The organism is Nonomuraea harbinensis, assembly GCF_019396385.1.
Lineage (GTDB): Bacteria > Actinomycetota > Actinomycetes > Streptosporangiales > Streptosporangiaceae > Nonomuraea > Nonomuraea ferruginea.
Map to the genome: position 1 here is coordinate 18,769 of NZ_JAHKRN010000061.1, position 17,939 is coordinate 36,707.

The 17,939-nt window shown below is 73.0% G+C and carries 11 protein-coding genes; 4 read left to right on the top strand and 7 right to left on the bottom strand.

Features of this window, described 5'->3' with window-relative positions:
• Nucleotides 1–2: 2 nt before the first annotated feature.
• Complete coding sequence (locus tag KME79_RS38670) at nt 3–842, top strand: alpha/beta fold hydrolase (RefSeq protein WP_219550675.1); 840 nt, start codon at nt 3–5, stop codon at nt 840–842.
• Here KME79_RS38670 and KME79_RS38675 read toward each other — a convergent pair.
• From KME79_RS38675 to KME79_RS38695, 5 genes are all read right to left on the bottom strand, one after another.
• Nucleotides 802–1,914 carry a TRM11 family SAM-dependent methyltransferase gene (locus tag KME79_RS38675; protein WP_219550676.1) on the bottom strand — a complete coding sequence of 371 codons (1,113 nt, stop codon included), beginning with the start codon at nt 1,912–1,914 and terminating at the stop codon, nt 802–804. The genes KME79_RS38670 and KME79_RS38675 overlap by 41 nt on opposite strands.
• 229 nt (nt 1,915–2,143) lie before the next feature.
• Nucleotides 2,144–4,495 carry a penicillin acylase family protein gene (locus tag KME79_RS38680; protein ID WP_219550677.1) on the bottom strand — a complete coding sequence of 784 codons (2,352 nt, stop codon included), beginning with the start codon at nt 4,493–4,495 and terminating at the stop codon, nt 2,144–2,146.
• A gap of 8 nt (nt 4,496–4,503) precedes the next feature.
• Complete coding sequence (locus KME79_RS38685; protein ID WP_219550679.1) at nt 4,504–6,780, bottom strand: FtsX-like permease family protein; 2,277 nt, start codon at nt 6,778–6,780, stop codon at nt 4,504–4,506.
• Nucleotides 6,777–7,487: an ABC transporter ATP-binding protein gene (locus KME79_RS38690; protein ID WP_148030129.1), complete on the bottom strand. Its 711-nt coding sequence runs from the start codon at nt 7,485–7,487 to the stop codon at nt 6,777–6,779. The genes KME79_RS38685 and KME79_RS38690 overlap by 4 nt, the downstream gene beginning before the upstream one ends.
• Entirely contained in the window at nt 7,484–8,011 is a 528-nt protein-coding gene (locus KME79_RS38695; protein WP_148030130.1) for a PadR family transcriptional regulator, read from the bottom strand. The genes KME79_RS38690 and KME79_RS38695 overlap by 4 nt, the downstream gene beginning before the upstream one ends.
• A 120-nt stretch (nt 8,012–8,131) precedes the next feature.
• On the opposite strand from KME79_RS38695, the gene KME79_RS38700 reads away from it, so the two are divergent.
• The gene (locus tag KME79_RS38700; protein WP_148030131.1) at nt 8,132–9,373 is read left to right on the top strand and encodes a cytochrome P450; all 1,242 of its coding nucleotides are present in this window, start codon (nt 8,132–8,134) and stop codon (nt 9,371–9,373) included.
• Between the two features lie 3 nt (nt 9,374–9,376).
• On the opposite strand, the gene KME79_RS38705 is transcribed toward KME79_RS38700, so the two are convergent.
• Nucleotides 9,377–11,701, bottom strand: a complete 2,325-nt coding sequence (locus tag KME79_RS38705; RefSeq protein WP_219550728.1) for a hypothetical protein — start codon at nt 11,699–11,701, stop codon at nt 9,377–9,379.
• A gap of 519 nt (nt 11,702–12,220) precedes the next feature.
• Here KME79_RS38705 and leuS point away from each other — a divergent pair.
• Nucleotides 12,221–14,674 carry a leucine--tRNA ligase gene (gene leuS, locus KME79_RS38710; RefSeq protein ID WP_219550686.1) on the top strand — a complete coding sequence of 818 codons (2,454 nt, stop codon included), beginning with the start codon at nt 12,221–12,223 and terminating at the stop codon, nt 14,672–14,674.
• 178 nt (nt 14,675–14,852) lie between these two features.
• Complete coding sequence (locus tag KME79_RS38715; RefSeq protein WP_219550691.1) at nt 14,853–16,961, top strand: transglycosylase domain-containing protein; 2,109 nt, start codon at nt 14,853–14,855, stop codon at nt 16,959–16,961.
• 2 nt (nt 16,962–16,963) lie between these two features.
• Here KME79_RS38715 and KME79_RS38720 read toward each other — a convergent pair whose 3' ends face one another.
• The gene (locus KME79_RS38720) at nt 16,964–17,932 is read right to left on the bottom strand and encodes a TIGR03557 family F420-dependent LLM class oxidoreductase (protein WP_148030134.1); all 969 of its coding nucleotides are present in this window, start codon (nt 17,930–17,932) and stop codon (nt 16,964–16,966) included.
• Nucleotides 17,933–17,939: the final 7 nt, after the last annotated feature.

The window sequence follows — 17,939 nt, forward strand, 5'->3', positions numbered from 1 at the left end:
TCATGGAGATCAGAACCGTCCACGCCAACGGGGTGGAGTTCTCGTATCTGACCGTGGGGGACGGGCCGCTGGCGCTGTGCCTGCACGGCTTCCCCGACACCGCGCACACCTGGCGTCACCTGCTGCCTGAGCTCGCCGGGCGCGGCTACCGCGCGGTCGCGCCCTTCACCCGCGGCTACGCGCCGACCGAGATCCCCGCCGACGCCGCCTACGAGGGCGCCGCGCTCGCCGCCGACGTGCTCGCCCTGCACGAGGAGCTCGGCGGCGACGAGCGCGCGGTGCTCGTCGGGCACGACTGGGGGGCGTTCCCCGCGTACGCGGTCGCCGACCGGTTCCGGGCGGCCGTGACCATGGCGGTCCCGCCGCCCGCCGCGCTGCTCGCCGGGCTGATGGACTATGACCAGCTCAAGCGGTCGTTCTACGTGTTCCTCTTCCAGACGCCGCTGGCCGAGTCGGCCGCCGCCACCCCGGGGTTCCTGGACCGGCTCTGGCAGGACTGGTCGCCCGGCTACGACGCCTCCGACGACCTCGCCTTCGTGCGCCGCAGCATCGGGGAGCCGGCCAACCTGGCGGCGGCCATCGGCTACTACCGGGCCATGATGGGCACCACCCCGCCCTCCGGGCGCTACCCGGACCCGGGCAGGGCGGAGTCGACGCCCATCCTCTACCTGCACGGCGACCGCGACGGCTGCCTCACGCCCGACGTGGTCAAGCAGGCACTGCCGCACCTGCCGCCGGGCTCCCGCGCCGAGCTGGTGCCCGGCGCGGGCCACTTCCTGCACCTGGAGCGGCCGGACGTGGTCAACCGGCTCGTCCTCGACTGGCTCGCCGCCGTTCCCTGAGCCGCAGCACGGCCAGTACGGGGTGCCGCCCCGACAGGCTGACCTCCACCCGCTCCACGGTCTCGAACTCCGGCGGGTCCCCGCCTTCGTCGTACGACAACGCCACCACCAGCCCGTCGCGGGCCAGCACGCGGCGGATCTCCCGCCACAGCCGGTCCGGCTCCCGGGCGAGCTCCCCGGCGGGCGGCACCTGACGCCCCCACGGCGGATTCACCAGCACCCGGTCGACACTGCCCCCGGCCACCGGCACCCGCCCGGCGTCAGCAACCCCCCACCGGAACCTCGTGCCCCTGCCCGTGCGGATCCCGCCGGCCGGGCCGCGGAGGTCAGCCGTGCGGCGGGGTGCGCCGTCCGTGCCGTTCTCGGCGTGGCGGGCGTTCTCGCGGGCGGCCGCGATGGCGGCCGGGTCGTGGTCGAGGCCCAGGAGGAGGGCCTGCGGCGCGAGCGCGGCGGCCTCGATGAGGGTGGTGCCCGCGCCGCAGCACGGGTCCAGGACCGTGCGCGCCCCGGCGAGCCGGGCCAGACCGGCCATGGCGGCGGCCAGCGGCGGGTGCAGGGTGCCCCGGATCGAGGCCGTCTTGTACGGCCTGCGGTGCAGCGGCCGGCCCGCGATCCGTACCGCGATCACCGCCCGGTCGCCCTCGATCGTGACCCGCCACGCGAGGCACCCGCCGGGCGGCGCCGCGCCGCCCGAGCGCGAGTGGTACGGCGAACCCAGCCGCCGCGCCAGCTCCGCCCCGACGGCGTCCTCGATCTCGAACCGCGTGTAGTTGCGCCGCCCCACGAACGACGCGGAAACCTCGATCCCCGGCTGCGCGGGGACGCCGGGGTACGTGATCGTACGGGCGGCGGCGGCCAGGCGGCGCAGGGCCGCGCGGGCGGGCCCGACACCGTCCACGACGGCCGCCACCAGCAGCACGTCGTCGGCCGTCCGCAGCCCTGTCAGCCCGGCCCAGGAGCCCGAGGGCTCGAACCACACCTCACGATGGCGCAGCCCGCTCACCCGGCCCAGCCGTGAATTCCGGATCTCCGCGGCGACCAGCGGTTCGATGCCACGAACCGACCGTGCCACGGCAAGAGTGTGCGCGGAAGAACGCGCCCGGCGTCCCTCCGCAGGTTGCGAATCTCGCACCTGTCTTCTCCCACGTCGCGACCCGGGACGGCGGCAGGCCGTCCCGCATCGCCGGCGGTGGGTCGTCCGCGACCCGCCGGCGGGTCGCTAACGCAGGTAGAAGAACGTCACGCGGCCACCTTAGCGATCACCCGCCGGCGACCACCACGGGTTTTCCGCCAGGCCCGCGTCAACGCAGTGACACCGTCGTGAGCCCCGGATACGCCCTGATCTCGGCCTCGGTGAACCGCCCGGTCACCCACCGGCCGCGCGAGAACAGCTCGGTCTGGTCGGCGTGGTGCGGCGAGGTCGAGTTGGCCGACAGGGAGTACGTCAGCACGGTGCGGGCGCGCGGCCCGGACGGCGTCAGCTCCACGGCCATCAGGAAGCTGGAGCCGGTGTCGACGTCCGCATAGCGGCCTTCCTCGCCGAGCGCGCCGCGGGCGCGGATCCGGTCGAAGCAGCCCTCCGCCTCGGTGCAGCCCGGCACCGGGACGGCGCCGTACCACTGGGCCTGCCCCGGCGTCAGCGTCAGCGGGAGGTCGTTGGCCCTGAAGAGCCGCACGGCGTCGGCCAGCGCGGCCGGCACCGCCGGGTTGGCGAGGTCGAGCCCGCGCGGTGTGGTGAGCGGGTGCTCGGGGTCGAACGGCACCTTCCACCAGCTCCTCGGCGGGATGACCCCGCCGTCGGGCCGTCTCTGCGGGCGGTGCAGGCCCAGGAAGAACTCGCGCCACAGGATCGCGCCACGGCTGTCCAGGCGGGCCCGCCCGTCCCAGGCCGTCAGCGTGGCGCAGGCCCGGCGGACGTCGACCTTCTCGCCGTCGCTCGCCGTCATCACCGGCCTGGCCCGGCACAGCGCGCGCAGATCCGGGCGGAGCAGCTCGGCACTCAGGTTGCGCTTGCCCGTCGCCGTCCGCCGGAGAGTGTCCAGCGTGAAGCCGGGGGCGCCGAGCCCGTCGTCGCCCGACAGCCGCTGGGCGATCATGTCGAGGCCGACCCGGGTGCGCAGGTCCCGTTGCGTGCGGGTGTCGCCGAAGATGCGCGGATAGTCGGTGAGCGGGGCCTCCGGGTTGGTCAGCCAGGGGTCGGCGTTGGCGTTGGTCACGTAGTCGGCGCGGGCCAGCCGGGGCTGGGCGGCGGGGCCGAAGACGCCCGGCTCGATCGCGTCCGCGTCCTCGCCCCACAGGCAGGCCGACGTGGACCCGTCCAGGATGAGCATCTCCGGGTCGTCCCCGGCGCGGCAGCGATCCGCCTGCTCGTCGGTGACGTGCGGGACCACCGAGGCGTCGGCGAAGTACGTCTCGCCGCCGGCGTCCGCGGCGAGCGTGTAGACGAAGGGCATCCCCTGGTAGGTGTCCTGCGCGCGGCGCAGCCCGGCCAGGTCGCGGGCGGTGCCCATGGCCAGCCACTCGTCGGCGAAGCGCAGATTGGCGGCGTTGACGTCGGCCAGGGCGATCGCCGTCCCCTCCGTCCAGCCGGTGGCCAGCACCGGGCCGTACCGGGAGGTGTACAGGGTGGTGGTGACGGCGCGGGTCGCGCCCCCGGCGTCCCGGACGGTGACCGACACCTCCTGCCGGCCCATCGGCTCGGGCCGGCCGTCCACCAGGTACGTGGTGCGCCGGCCCGGCACCAGCTTGAGCCGGTACAGGGTGAAGCGCTGGGCGTGGGAGACGGTGTGCGTCCAGGCCACGCTCGCGTTGTGGCCGATCTGGACCATGGGGGTGCCGTACAGGCTGCCGCCCGACACGTCGAGCACGCCCGGGATGGTCAGGTGGACCTGGTAGAAACGGCGGCTCCCGTTCCACGGGAAGTGGGGGTCGGCCAGCAGCATGCCGTGGCCGCTGCGGGTGGCCTCGCGCCCGAGGGCGTAGGCGTTGCTGCCGGGGGCGCTCACCTTCTTCTTCCTGTCCGGCTGCTTCGCCTCCTCTTCCTCCTGCCCGGAGGCGGCGATGGCCTCCTTGAACGAGGAGCTTCCGGCCAGGCGGCCGAGGTCGAGCAGGTTCATCCAGACGTCCGTGGCGGTGATGGGGCCGACCCAGTCCTTGCCCCGGCAGGCCGGGTCGGGCAACCCCGCCACCCCCGTCTCGCTCAGGTAGCGGTTGAACCCGGCCACGTAGCCGTCCACGAGCGCCCGCACCTCGGCACCGGGGCCGTGGGGCGCCGGGCGGGCGAGCACCCGGCGCAGCACGCCCGACGCGTGGACGCTCTTGTAGTACACGTCGCTGGCCAGGTTGGAGACCGGGTCGACGGCGTCGTCCGACATCGCCTCCGCGCCGAAGTGGCGCGACCGCTCGCCGCGCAGGGTGAGCGCCCACGAGGCCATGACGCACAGGTTGTCCTCCGCGAAGGCGTAACCGTAGCCGTAGCCGAGGCCGCCGTGGTCCTTCGCGGAGATGTGCGGAATGCCGTACTCGGTGCGCCTGATGTCGGCGGCGTAGCGGCCTTCGGCGGCCCCCGCCGGCGCGGGCGCCGCCACGAGGAGGGAGGCGGCCAGTGCGGTCGCGAGCGGCGCGGCCAGCCGCCGGACACATGTCTTGATCATCGGCGGTCCTATTCGAAGCGGGCGTTGTCGGGGGTGGTCACGCGCTTGAGCAGCGGCAGACCGGCGAGGGCGATCAGCAGGGCGGCCAGCAGCCCGCCGCCGACGGTCAGGAAGTAGGCGGGGCCCGGCATCGTCGCCGGGGCGCTCTTGATCGCCAGCTGGTTGATCACCGGCCCGGCCACGCCGAAGCCCGCGCCCGCCGCCACCAGGGCGGCCAGCACCACCGGGACGGCCGTCTCCAGCAGCATCACCCTGGAAAGCGTCCGTGTCGGCGTGCCGCACAGCCGCAGCAGCGTGAACGGCTGCCTGCGCTCCACCACGCCGCCGGCGACCGCCACCAGCAGGCCGCAGCCCGCCACCAGCAGGGTCAGCGCGACGATGGCCAGCGCGACGCGTTCCACCTGGTCCAGCAGCACCGCGCGGGCCCGGGCGACCTCGGCGAACGTCTGCGGTGTCTCGGCGCTGCCGGAGAGGGCGACGTACGGGTTGAGCAGCGTACGGATCCGCTCACGGATGACCGGGTCGGCCGAGTGGATCAGCACCGCGGCCAGGGGCCGGTCGGCGGTGGCCGTGTCGGCCTTGTTGCCCGCGTCCACGACCGGCAGGTTTCGGTCGACGGAGAGCATGTTGTCGCTGGTCAGCAGCCGGTTGAAGTCGGCCGTCACCGCGTGGACGCCCGGGGCGCACCGGCCGAGCGCCGGGAAGGCGGCCAGGGCGTCGCATTCGACCACGTGCCCGAGCAGGAAGTCGAGCCTGCAGCCGGGGCCCGGGTCGCACGGCGGAGGGCCGTCGGGCAAGGCAGGCGTATCGGCCCTGCGGTAGATCGGCAGCACGGTGACGCCGGGATGGGCGCGTAACTTGGCGAGCAGCTCGGCCGCCGTGGCGGGCGGCAGAGGCTGACCCTCGGCGGCGTCGGCGTACCCGAACGGCGCCCGCATGACCTCGTTCAGCGTGCCGCCGCCCGCCGCCTCCTGGCCCGAGACGACGGCGGGGACGATCCCGGCGACGGCCGTGCCGATGAAGACCGCCAGCACGATCCCGTTCACCGACCGGAAGGCCCCCTTCGGGTCGGCCGCCAGCCGCCGCGCGGCCAGCAACGTCGCCGCGCCGCGCGTGACACGGGCGGCCAGCCGCGCGGCCAGCATCGTCAGCCACGGCCCGGCCACCACGAGACCGACCATGATCAGCGCCAGGCCGGCGTCGACGAGCAGCGCGTCCGGGTCCTCGCCGCCCGCGAACACCGGGCCCGCGAACAGCCCCAGCCCCGCCAGCAGCGGGAGCACCCGCCACCATCCCGGGGCGGCGGCCCGCACCTTACGCGCCGCGCCGAGCGGTGTGATCCGCACCCGGCGCAGCGACCACAGCGCGGCGCCGGCGGCGGCGAGCGGCACGCCCGCGACCACGGCGCCGTACTGGAGCGCGGTCGGCGCGACCACGTCGGGGAAGAAGCGGGAGCCGGTGACGGCGACGCCGGCCAGGGCGGGCCGCACCGCCTGGAAGGCCGCGACGCCGGCGAGCGCGCCCAGCAGCGCGCCGAGCGCCGCGTCCACCGACGCGATCACGTTGATCTGCCGCGCGGTGGCGCCCGCCAGCCTGATCGCCGCGAAGCGCGCCTCGCGGCGGGCGGAGGCCAGCCGGGTGGCCGTGCCGACGAGGACGAGCAGCGGGAAGATCAGGCCGATGGCGGCGATGCCGAAGCCGTGCTCGTAGAGGGCCGCGGTGTCGTCCGCGCGCGGGGTGGTGGTGACGGCGTCGACGGCCACGGTGCCGGCCATGGCGGCCAGCTCGCCGGGGGTCCGGCCGACGACGACGACCAGGTCATCAGGGCCGGACAGCGCCGCCCGTCCGATCAGCCCGGCGCGGTCGCCGGGAAAGCGGCCGGCGAGCTGTTCGCGTGGCACGGCGTCCATCAGCTCGGCGAGCGCGGGCGAGACGTAGTGGCGCCCCGCGCCGGGCAGCTCGGGGACGCCGGGCACGGCCGGCGTGGGCGTTCCGTCGAGGACGGCGACGTCGAGCCACTTGATCGGGCGGCCCGCGTAGGAGTCCTGGCGGTGGTTCCACAGCACGGCGCCCGGGGTGGCGCCCAGGGCCCAGCCGCCCGGCGCGGAGCCGGTCGTGCACTCCCAGCACGGGCGGTCAGCGGTCACCTGGAAGGCGTTGAACAGCGCCACCGTGGACAGCAGCACCGTCACCCCCATCGCGACGGAGGCGGTGACGAGCGCCAGCCGGACGGCCGCCTCCCGGCCGCCGCGCAGCGACAGCCGCAGGCCCAGCCAGAGCGTCATCGGACGGCTCCGCCGGCGTAGGGGTCGGTGACCTTGCCGTCACGCACCATGACCTCCCGGTCGGCGCAGGCGGCGACGCGGGCGTCGTGGGTCACCACGATCACGGTCACGCCCTCCTGGCGGGCCAGGCCGACGAGCAGTTCCATGACCTTCTCGCCGGCGAGCGAGTCGAGCGCGCCGGTGGGCTCGTCCGCGAAGATCACCTGGGGCCGCGTCACCAGCGCCCTGGCGATCGCCACCCGCTGCGCCTGCCCTCCGGACAGCTCGCCGGTGCGCCGCTCGCCCAGGTCGTCCAGCTCCAGCCGCCGCAGCCAGCCGCGCGCCCGATGGTAGGCCTGCTTGCGCCCGGCCCTGCCGAGCAACAGCGGCAGGGCGACGTTGTCGGCCACCGTGAGCTCCGGCACCAGCTGGCCGAACTGGAAGACGAAGCCGAACGCGGTGCGGCGCAGCTCGGACCGCCTGGCGTCGCTCAGGGTGTCCAGCCGCCGCCCGCCGAACCAGACCTCGCCCGCGTCGGGGGTGAAGACGCCGGCCAGGCAGTGGAGCAGCGTGGACTTGCCGGAGCCGCTCGGGCCCATGATCGCCAGGATCTCTCCCGCCGTCACGGAGAGGTTCGCCTCGCGCAGCGCCCGCGTACGGCCGTGGGAGCGGTCGACGGAGCGGGCCTCCAGCAACGGTCCGGGCACAGGAAGGCCGTCGACGGTCATGACTGCCGCACCGTCTCCGCCAGCGCGCCCAGGCGGGCCGTGGTCACGTCGATCCAGCGCAGGTCGGCCTCCAGGTGGAACAGGGCGTGGTCGGCGAGCAGGGCGTCGACCAGGGCGCCGGAGCGTTTGATCTCCGACAGCTCACGCATGCGCCGCATGTGGGTGGCGCGCTGCGCGTCGAGATAGCCGTGCGCGTCGTGGCCCAGCATCAGCGCCAGCACGACCTTCGTGAACAGGACCGTCTGCAGCAGCGGCTCCGCGGCCACCGGCTCGGCCAGCCACGCCTCCACCTCCTGCCTGCCGACCGGGGTGATGGCGTAGCGCTTGCGGTCGGGGCCCTCGCCGGGCTCGCTCTGACCGGCCGTGACCTTGCCGTCCCTGGCCAGGCGGCCGAGCGTGGAGTAGACCTGCCCGAAGGGGAGCGGCTTGCCCCGGCCGAAGTAGGTGTCGTAGGCGCGCTTCAGGTCGTATCCGTAGCTGGGCTCGCGATCCAGCAGGCCCAGGAGGGCCAGGGGGACTGTCATGGCGGACGACTATACACCGGAGGTATATACCCGGTGTATACGTGACTCCGGATGAAAGGTACGTACGGTGTACGTGCAAAGTGTTGACGCGGAACCGCCCATGCTCGAATGATGGGCACCATGAGCGTCCTCGACTTCGACCTGTCGGACACCCACTTCTGGGCCAGGCCCATGTCGGAGCGGAGGCAGGCCTTCGACCTGCTGCGCCGGCGTGCGGCGCCGGCCTTCTTCGCGGAGCCGGAGATCTCCTTCGCGCCCAGGGGTCCCGGCTACCACGCCCTGGTCAAGCATGCCGACATCCTCGAAGCCAGCCGCAACCCGGAGGTCTTCTGCTCCGGCGACGGCGGCGCGACGAACATCCCCGACATGCCGGCGGAGTTCACCGAGTACTTCGGCTCCATGATCAACATGGACGACCCGCGCCACGCCCGCCTGCGTCGCATCGTCTCCCGGGCCTTCACGCCCAAGATGATCAAGCAGTTCGAGTCGGACGTCGACACCGCCGCCGCGAAGATCGTCGACGACCTCCTCGCCAACGGCCCCGGCTGCGACTTCGTCACCGAGGTCGCCGCCCGTCTGCCCCTGAAGATCATCTGCGACATGATGGGCATCCCGGAGCGCGACTACCAGTTCGTCTTCGAGCGCTCCAACATGATCCTCGGCGGCTTCGACCCCGAGTACGTCGGCACCGACGTCGAGGGCATCGCCGAGCGCCTGCTCACCGCCGGCATGGAGCTCCAGCAGCTCGTCCAGGACCTGGCCGCCCACCGCGCCGACAACCCGACGAGTGACCTCACCTCCTCGCTGGTCAACGCCAACATCGACGGCGAGCGGCTGACCATGCAGGAGCTCGGCTCGTTCTTCATCCTGCTCGTCGTGGCGGGCAACGAGACCACCCGCAACGCCATCTCGTACGGACTGCGCCTGCTCACCAAGAACCCCGAGCAGCGCGAGCTCTGGAGCCAGGACTTCGACAAGCACGCGCCGACCGCGGTCGAGGAGATCGTCCGCCTCGCGTCACCGGTCAACTTCATGCGCCGCAAGGTCACCCGCGACCACGTCATGAACGGCAACCCGTACCGCGCGGGCGAGAAGGTCGTGCTCTACTACTGGGCCGCCAACCGCGACCCCGAGGTGTTCGACGACCCCGAGCGCTTCGACATCACCCGCCACCCCAACCCGCACGTCGGCTTCGGCGGGCCGGGGCCGCACTTCTGCCTCGGCGCCCACCTGGCGCGCCGCGAGATCACGGTGATGTTCCGCGAGCTGCTGCGGCGCGTCCCCGGCATCGAGGGTCACAACCCGGACCGGCTGCACTCCAGCTTCATCAACGGGATCAAGCACATGGAGTGCAGGTTCTGACGGTCACCCCTGGGAGATCAGGCGCAGCCGCTTGACGACGGTGTTGACGTCCGGCAGCAGCGCCTTGCCCTCCGCGGGCACCGACATGAAGACGATCGCCGGCACGTCGCCGCCCGTGTTGATCGCGGCGGCGACGACCGTGGCCTTCTCGGTGGGCGAGGTGAGCGAGTAGGCGATCAGCCTGCCCGTGCTGTCGCCCACCTTCAGCGACTGCTGGGCGATCTTGCGTACCTTGTTGCCGTCCGCGTAGAGCCGCTTGCGCGCGTCGACCACGACCGCCTTGATCACCGGCTCCAGGTCGTCCGGAGAGGTGTACCTGCCCGCCAGCTTGGCGGGCAGCGGGCCGGTCAGCACCTGGGCGGCCAGGTCGTCGCCGACCATGGCGTACTGGCGCGTGTCGTACCCATAGGTGCCCTTGACCGTCGGCCGCTCGTCGAGCCGCCAGGTGCCGCCGAGCCGGGGGACCTGGATGCCCGCCTGCGGGTCCTGGACGGTCCCGGTCACCGGAGACGCCTGGCCCTTGTACGCGGGCAGCCTGCCGATCGTGACGGACGTCTTCCTCGGGGTGGCGGGGGCCGACTGGGACGGGGTGGCCTGCGCCGCGGACTTGCCCGGGTCCTCGCTCGCCAGCGGGCCGGCGATGAACGCCCACAGCAGCGCGATCACCAGGGCTACGGCCGCCGAGCTGGCCAGGGCGTAGATCCACAGCGGCTTGCCGGGCTCGTCCAGCGACTCCGGCTCGCCCATCGCCTGGTAGTTGTCGCCGAAGACGGTGTTCCAGAGCTCCTGCTGGCGCTCGGGGGGAGGGGTGCGGGAGCCGCTGATCTGACCGGCCGTCACGAACGGGCGGTCAGGGTCGGAGGGGTCGCGGCTGAGGTTCGCCCCGGGCCTGCCCTGCTCGGTCCCGGGCCCACCATGACCATGCCCAGCAGGCCCGCCAGGTCCACCCGGACCGTACGGGCCGTCGGCCCCGCCGTGACCGCCGGGCCCGCCAGGTCCGTACGGGCCGTCGGCTCCGCCGTACGGACCGTCAGCTCCGCCTTGACCCCCAGGTCCGTAGGGACCGTCAGCTCCACCGGGCCCGCCAGGACCGTAAGGGCCGTCGGCTCCGCCGTGACCGCCAGGGCCGTAGGGCCCGTCGGGCCCGCTGGGACCGTAAGGGCCGTCGGCTCCGCCTCGTCCGCCGTGGCCCGGCCCTCCGGGGCCGCCCGGCCCATGGGAGCCGCCGGACCCGCCGGGGCCGTACGGTCCACCGGGCACGCCGCCAGGCCCCCCGGAACCACCGTGACTACCGGAACCACCGGAGCCGCCAAGACCACCGGGACCGCCTGGGCCGCCTGGGCCGCCAGGGCCACCGGGACCGCCTCCGCCTGGACCGGCCGGGGCTTCCACGCCCGCTCCGGCGTGCGCGGCCCGTGCGCCGGGGCCGGCGTAGCCCTCCGGGCCGCCCGCGCCGGGGTAGCCGTTCCGCGCGCCGGGGTCGGCGACACCCTGCCCGCCGTACCCGTCGGAACCCCCGGGGTTGCCGTACCGGTTGGCGCCGTATCCGTCCATGCCGCCGGAGCCGCCGGAGCCGTAAGCGTCCGAGCGCCCGGAACCGCCGCCACCGGGGCTGCCGTATCCGTCCATGCCGCCGGAACCGGCGTGGCCGTCCGCGCCGCCGTACCTGTCGGAGCGTCCAGGACCGCCGTAGGTGTCCGAGTGGCTGGGTACGGGGTTGGCGCCGGAACCGGTGAGGCTCGCTCGTCCGTACATCATCGTGTGCTCGTCGGCGGCGGCGGCGGAGCTGCGCGCGCGTCCCGGGTGGTCGTCGAGCCCGCCAGGACCGTACGAGCCGAGGATCGCGGCGTCCGGGTCCACCGGGGCGGGCTGCAGGTCGGGCACCCGGTTCATGGTCATCGTCCCGTCCAGCGGGTCGCCGGGGCGGGAGGTGTCGGCCTGCTGCGGCCAGGGGGCGGGGGAGTTCAGGTTGGACCAGGCGTCGGAGTAGGACGAGGCCGGCGGCTCGGACCAGGCGGGCACCGGGTCCTTGACCGGCGGCGGCTCCGGCCACGAGGGCTGGGCGGCGGGCGGCGCCTCGGGCCAGGAGGCGCCCCGCGAGGCGGACGGGGCGTCCGGCCACGACGCGGGCGGGGACGACGGGCCCTGCGAGCCCGCGTCGGGCCAGGCGGGGGCGGACGGCGGCGTCTCGGGCCAGGACGGGCCGGGCGGCCGGGACGTGGGAGCGCCGCCCTGCCGGGCGTCCGGCCACGCGGTGGGAATGTCGTCGCGGGGCGGCTCCGGCCACGAGGGCTGAGAGCCTGGCGCCTCGGGCCACGCGGTGGGCACGTCCTGCCGCGGAACTTCGGGCCAGGAGGGTGGCCGGTGCGACGCTCCGGAATTCTCCGATGCCATGGGTTCCGGCCCTCCTGAGCGCTTGTCCGGACTCGACGTACCGTGCATGATCTCATGGGATTTTCCAAGAGAGTCAGCCGACTCCGCAGCGAAACGGGCGAAGCCATGCGGATCGGTCGGCGGATCCTGCATCGGCAGGTCGGCCTCCGAACGTTCCGGTCCAGCTGAGTGCACCACGGTGACGAGCGTATTCTAATGGGACATATGAGGTCACAACGGATAGATCACCATCAGGTCTCGCGAGCCTGAAGGGCCCATTGTGCCCTCGTACCTCGATCGGCCGCCCGCATTCAGCCGAAGACGTGCGCTAGGCTTGACGTATGCGTTCCGCGACCCTGCTCCTTACCGGGCCGCGACGGTTCTGAGTTCCTCGCCGTCGCGGCTGCCCCTCGTCCTGGTCACGGGGGGTTTTCTTATGGGTCCGAGTCCGAGTCAATCAGAAGGACAACCGCCGTGAGTGAGTACGACCCGCAGGCGCTGCAGGCCAAGTGGCAGCCGCGCTGGGAGGAGATGGACCCGTTCCGGGCGAGCGAGGACGCCGCCGATCCCCGTGAGCGGCGCTACCTGCTCGACATGTTCCCCTACCCGTCGGGTGACCTCCACATGGGCCACGGCGAGGTCTTCGCCCTGGCGGACGTCATCGCGCGCTACTGGTTCCAGCGCGGCTACAACGTCCTGCACCCCATCGGCTGGGACTCCTTCGGCCTGCCCGCCGAGAACGCCGCGATCAAGCGCGACGCCCACCCCGCGGAGTGGACCTACCGCAACATCGAGACGCAGGCCAACTCGTTCAAGCGCTACGGCATCTCCTTCGACTGGTCGCGCCGCCTGCACACGAGCGACCCCGACTACTTCCACTGGAACCAGTGGCTGTTCAACCGCTTCTTCGAGCGCGGCCTCGCCTACCGCAAGGGCGGCCTGGTCAACTGGTGCCCCAACGACCAGACCGTGCTGGCCAACGAGCAGGTCGTGGCCGGCAAGTGCGAGCGGTGCGGCGCCGACGTCATCAGGCGCGAGCTCACGCAGTGGTACTTCAAGATCACCGACTACGCGCAGCGCCTGCTCGACGACATGGACCAGCTGGAGGGCGGCTGGCCCGAGCGCGTGATGACCATGCAGCGCAACTGGATCGGCCGCTCCGAGGGCGCCGACGTGGTCTTCGAGATCGAGGGCCGCGACGAGCCGGTGCACGTCTTCACCACCCGGCCCGACACCCTGTTCGGCGCCACGTTCTTCGTGGTCGCCGTCGACGCGGCGCTGGCCGACGAGATCGTCACCGACGAGCACCGCCCGGCCTTCGAGGCCTACCGCGCCGAGGTCGCCAAGCTGAGCGACATCGAGCGGCTGTCCACCGAGAAGGAGAAGACGGGCGTCTTCCTGGGCCGCCACGCGATCAACCCGGTCAACGGCGAGCGCATCCCCGTCTGGGCGGCCGACTACGTGCTGTCCGACTACGGCCACGGCGCCATCATGGCGGTGCCCGCCCACGACCAGCGCGACCTCGACTTCGCCAGGAAGTTCGGCCTGCCGGTGCGGGTGGTGGTCCACACCGGGCTGGCCGACCCCGGCGAGACCGGCGTCGCCACCTCGGGCGAGGGCGAGATGGTCAACTCCGGGCCGCTCGACGGGCTGGGCAAGGCCGAGGCCATCGCCGAGATCATCCAGGTCCTGGAGGCCGAGGGCAGGGGCCGCGGCGCGGTCAACTTCCGGCTGCGCGACTGGCTGCTGTCCCGCCAGCGCTACTGGGGCACGCCGATCCCGATCATCCACTGCCCCGACTGCGGCGAGGTGCCCGTCCCCGACGAGCAGCTCCCCGTCACCCTGCCCGACCTGCGCGGCGAGGCGCTGGCGCCGAAGGGCGTCAGCCCGCTGGCCAGCGCGACCGACTGGGTCAACGTCGACTGCCCCAAGTGCGGCGGCCGCGCCCAGCGCGACACCGACACGATGGACACCTTCGTCGACTCGTCGTGGTACTTCCTGCGTTACTGCTCGCCGGGCTACACCGACGGCCCGTTCGACGTCGAGCAGGTGCGCAGGTGGGGCCCGATCGACCAGTACGTCGGCGGGGTCGAGCACGCCGTGCTCCACCTGCTCTACTCGCGGTTCTTCACCAAGGTCCTGTACGACATGGGCATGGTCGGCTTCACCGAGCCGTTCCTGCGCCTGCTCAACCAGGGCCAGGTCATCAACGGCGGCAAGGCGATGTCCAAGTCGCTGGGCAACGGCGTCGACCTGGGCAAGCAGATCGACGACTTCGGCGTCGACGCGGTGCGCCTGACCATGGTCTTCGCCGGCCCGCCCGAGGACGACATCGACTGGGCCGACGTCTCGCCCGCCGCGTCGCAGAAGTTCCTGGCCCGCGCGCTGCGCGTGATGTCGGAGGTGACCAGCGAGCCCGGCGCCCCGTTCGAGGGCGGCGACGTCGAGCTGCGCAAGGTCACCCACCGCACGATCGACGAGGTCACCAAGCTGGTCGACTCCCACCGCTTCAACGTCGCGGTGGCCCGCATGATGGAGCTGACCACCGCCGCCCGGCGGGCGATCGACTCCGGGCCCGGCGCCGCCGACCCGGCCGTCCGCGAGGCGGCCGAGACGCTGGCCGTCATGCTGTCGCTGGTGGCCCCCTACACCGCCGAGGAGGGCTGGGAGCGCCTCGGCCACCAGGGCGGCACCGTCTCCAAGGCGGGCTGGCCGAGCGCCGAGCCCGCGCTGCTGGTGCGCGACCTGGTGACCTGCGTGGTCCAGGTGGCGGGCAAGGTGCGCGACCGGCTGGAGGTCTCGCCGGAGATCGCCGAGGACGAGCTGCGGTCGATCGCGCTGGCTTCGGAGAAGGTGCGGGCCCACCTGCGGGGCGAGCCCCGGCGGGTGATCGTGCGCGCGCCGAAGCTGGTCAACATCGTCCCCTGACGCGAATCGCGAGGCCGCCGCACCCCCGGGGGCGCGGCGGCCTTCGTCGTGTACGGGCTGACCAGCGGTGATATGCACACCGATATCACCTGCTTTCCCATATCGCTATTGGACGCCATCCGATCAGGTCTGCTTTGCTCCTGCCCACTGCCGGGCGACAGAAGGACAAAGGGCACTGATGGCACGTCGGGGGACGAAGATCGTACGGCTCACCGCCGCAGGGGCGGCGGCGGGCGTGCTCGTGGCGGGGCTCGCGGCGCCGACCGTGGGCGGCGCGGGTCTCGGGTTCATGTCGGCCGCGGCGGTGGCCGACCTGCGGCCGGTCGAACTGGCCGAGCCGCCGCTGCCCGAGGTCTCGGTCGTGCTGGACGTACGGGGCAAGGAGATCGCCCGCTTCTACGAGGAGTACCGCGAGGTCGTCGGCCTCGACCGGGTCGCGGAGGTCATGCGGACGGCGATCGTCGCCATCGAGGACTACCGCTTCTACGAGCACGGCGCGATCGACCTCGAAGGCACGATCCGGGCGCTGGCCAAGAACCTGCAGGCGGGCCGGGTGAGCCAGGGCGGGTCGAGCATCACCCAGCAGTACGTCAAGCAGGTGCTGCTCAACGCCGCCGGCACCGAGGAGGAGCGGAACGCCGCCCTGGAGTCCAGCTACGCGCGCAAGCTGAGAGAGCTCAGGTACGCCATGGGCGTGGAGGAGAAGTACACCAAGGACCAGATCCTCGAGAAATATCTGAACATCGCGTACTTCGGTGCCGGCGCCTACGGCGTCGAGGCGGCGGCCAAGCGGTTCTTCGGCGTCCGGGCGAGCCGGCTCACGCTGCCGCAGGCGGCCACCCTGGCCGGCGCCGTGCAGGACCCCAACGCCACGGACCCGAACCTCGGCGAGAAGCACCGCGCGCGGCTGCTGAAGCGCCGCGACGTCGTGCTGAACCGGATGGCCGAACTGGGCGCGATCACCCCGGCGGAGGCGGCCAAGGCGAAGGCCACCAAACTGGGCTACAAAGGCAAGAAGCTCCCCGGTGGCTGCGAAGCCAGCAAATATCCGTACTTCTGTATATATGTCCGCCAGGAGATCGCCAACAACCCCGCCTTCGGCAAGACCGCCAGGGCGCGCCTGCGCATGCTCAACGGCGGCGGCCTGACCATCAGGACCACGCTCGACCCGGCCATGCAGGCCGCCGCCGACCGGGCCGTCAAGAGGTACGTGCACGCCTCGGACCACCCCGTCGCCGCCGAAGCCCTCGTCGAGCCCGGCACCGGAGCGATCAGGGCCATGGCGGCGAGCAGGCCGTACGGGCGGAGCAAGGCCAGGAACGAGATCTCGTACAACGTCGTCGCGGACGCCGGGCACGGCGGCGGCGCCGGGTTCCAGGCGGGCTCCACGTTCAAGACCTTCACCTTGATCACCGCGCTGAAGCAGGGCATGAAGACCGGCGACGGACTGAGCGCGGGGGCGGGCTACCGGGCGCCGGGTCCCGCGGCGTTCAGGAACTGCGCGGGCGAGAACGTCGGCGACCCCGGCCACACGGTCACCAACGACGAGGGCTCGCCGGGATGGAAGACGCTGCGCACCGGCACCTGGAGCTCGGTCAACACGTTCTTCATGGAGCTGGAGCGGCGCGTGGGCCTGTGCGAGACGGTCACCACGGCCGAGGACCTGGGCATCCGCCGGGCCGACGGCCGCCCGCTGAGCGAGTACGAGACGTTCACGCTCGGCATCGACGAGATGGACCCGGTGACGGTGGCCGGCGCGTACGCGGGCATCGCGGCACGCGGCCGCTACTGCGCGCCGATGGCGATCACCCGGATCACCGGCCGCGACGGCGAGGCCACCGCCTACCGGCCGAAGTGCCGTCAGGCGCTGGAGCCCGCCGTCGCTGACGCGACCGCCGACGTGCTGTCCGGCGTGTTCACCGACGGCACGATGCGCGGCGTCGGCGGCATCGGCCGCGACGCGGCGGGCAAGACCGGCACCACCGACGGCTACGCGACCGCCTGGTTCGCCGGCTTCACCCCCGACCTGGCGGCGGCGGTGAGCATCGGCGACCCGCGCGGCTCCCAGGCCCACAAGCTGGCCGGGGTGACGATCGGCGGGAGGTACTACGGCGCCGTCGACGGGGCCGCCCTGCCGGGTCCCATCTGGAAGGAGACGATGATCGGCGCGCTGGCCGGCTCGCCGCCTCAGCGGTTCACCCCGATCGACTCCGCCCGGTTCGGCGGGTGCTCCCAGGACTGCCGGCCGGAGCCGGAGCCCACGGACGAACCCCGCGACGCGGAGTGAGCTCAGAGGCGGCGCAGAGCGGGCAGGAGCTCCTTCTCCGCCCACTGGAAGAACGGTTCCTGCTGGTCGGCGCCGATCTGGACCAGGGCGACGTGCGTGTGGCCGGCCTCTAGATAGGCGCGGACAGCCTCGACGACCGCGTCCACGTCGGCGCCGCACGGGACGCTCCCCGCCACGTCGTCGGGCCTGACCGTGCCGGCCGCGGCCCGGAAGTTCACCGGGCCGGGCAGCTCGGCCATCACCTTCCAGCCGCCGACCGCGGACCAGCGCCACAGCCGGTGGGCCCGCTCCTTCGCCGCCTCCGCGTCGGTGTCGTAGGCGATCGCGAGCTGCCCGTACACCGGCTTGCCGGAGCCGCCGTCGTTCTGGAAACTCCGCACCACGTCCGGCATCGGCTCGTTGACGACCAGGACGTCCCCGTACTCGGCCGCGAGCCGCGCCGAGGCGTCGCCGGAGGCGGCGATGCCGATGGGGACCGGATCGTCCGGCAGGTCGTAGAGCTTGGCCGAGTCGACGTCGTAGAACTCGCCCTGGAAGGTGACGTAACCACCGCCGAGCAGCTCCCTGATGATCCGCACCGCCTCGCGGAGCATGCGGTGGCGGACGTCGGCGGACGGCCAGCCCTCGCCGACGACGTGCTCGTTCAGGTTCTCGCCCGCGCCGAGCCCGAGTGAGAACCGGCCCTCGCTCAGCACCGCCATCGTGGCGGCCTTCTGCGCCACCACCGCCGGGTGGTAACGCATCAGCGGACAGGTCACGTACGTCATCAGAGGCAGGCGTTCGGTCGCCTGCGCGGCGGCGCCGAGCACCGACCAGGCGTACGGTGAGTGACCCATCTCCTCCAGCCAGGGGAAGTAGTGATCGGAGATGACCGCGTAGTCGAAGCCGGCCTGCTCGGACCTGGCGGCGAAGTCCACGAGCTGCCGTGCGGGCGTCTGCTCGCACATCAGGGTGTAGCCGAACTCTGCCATGGTGGCC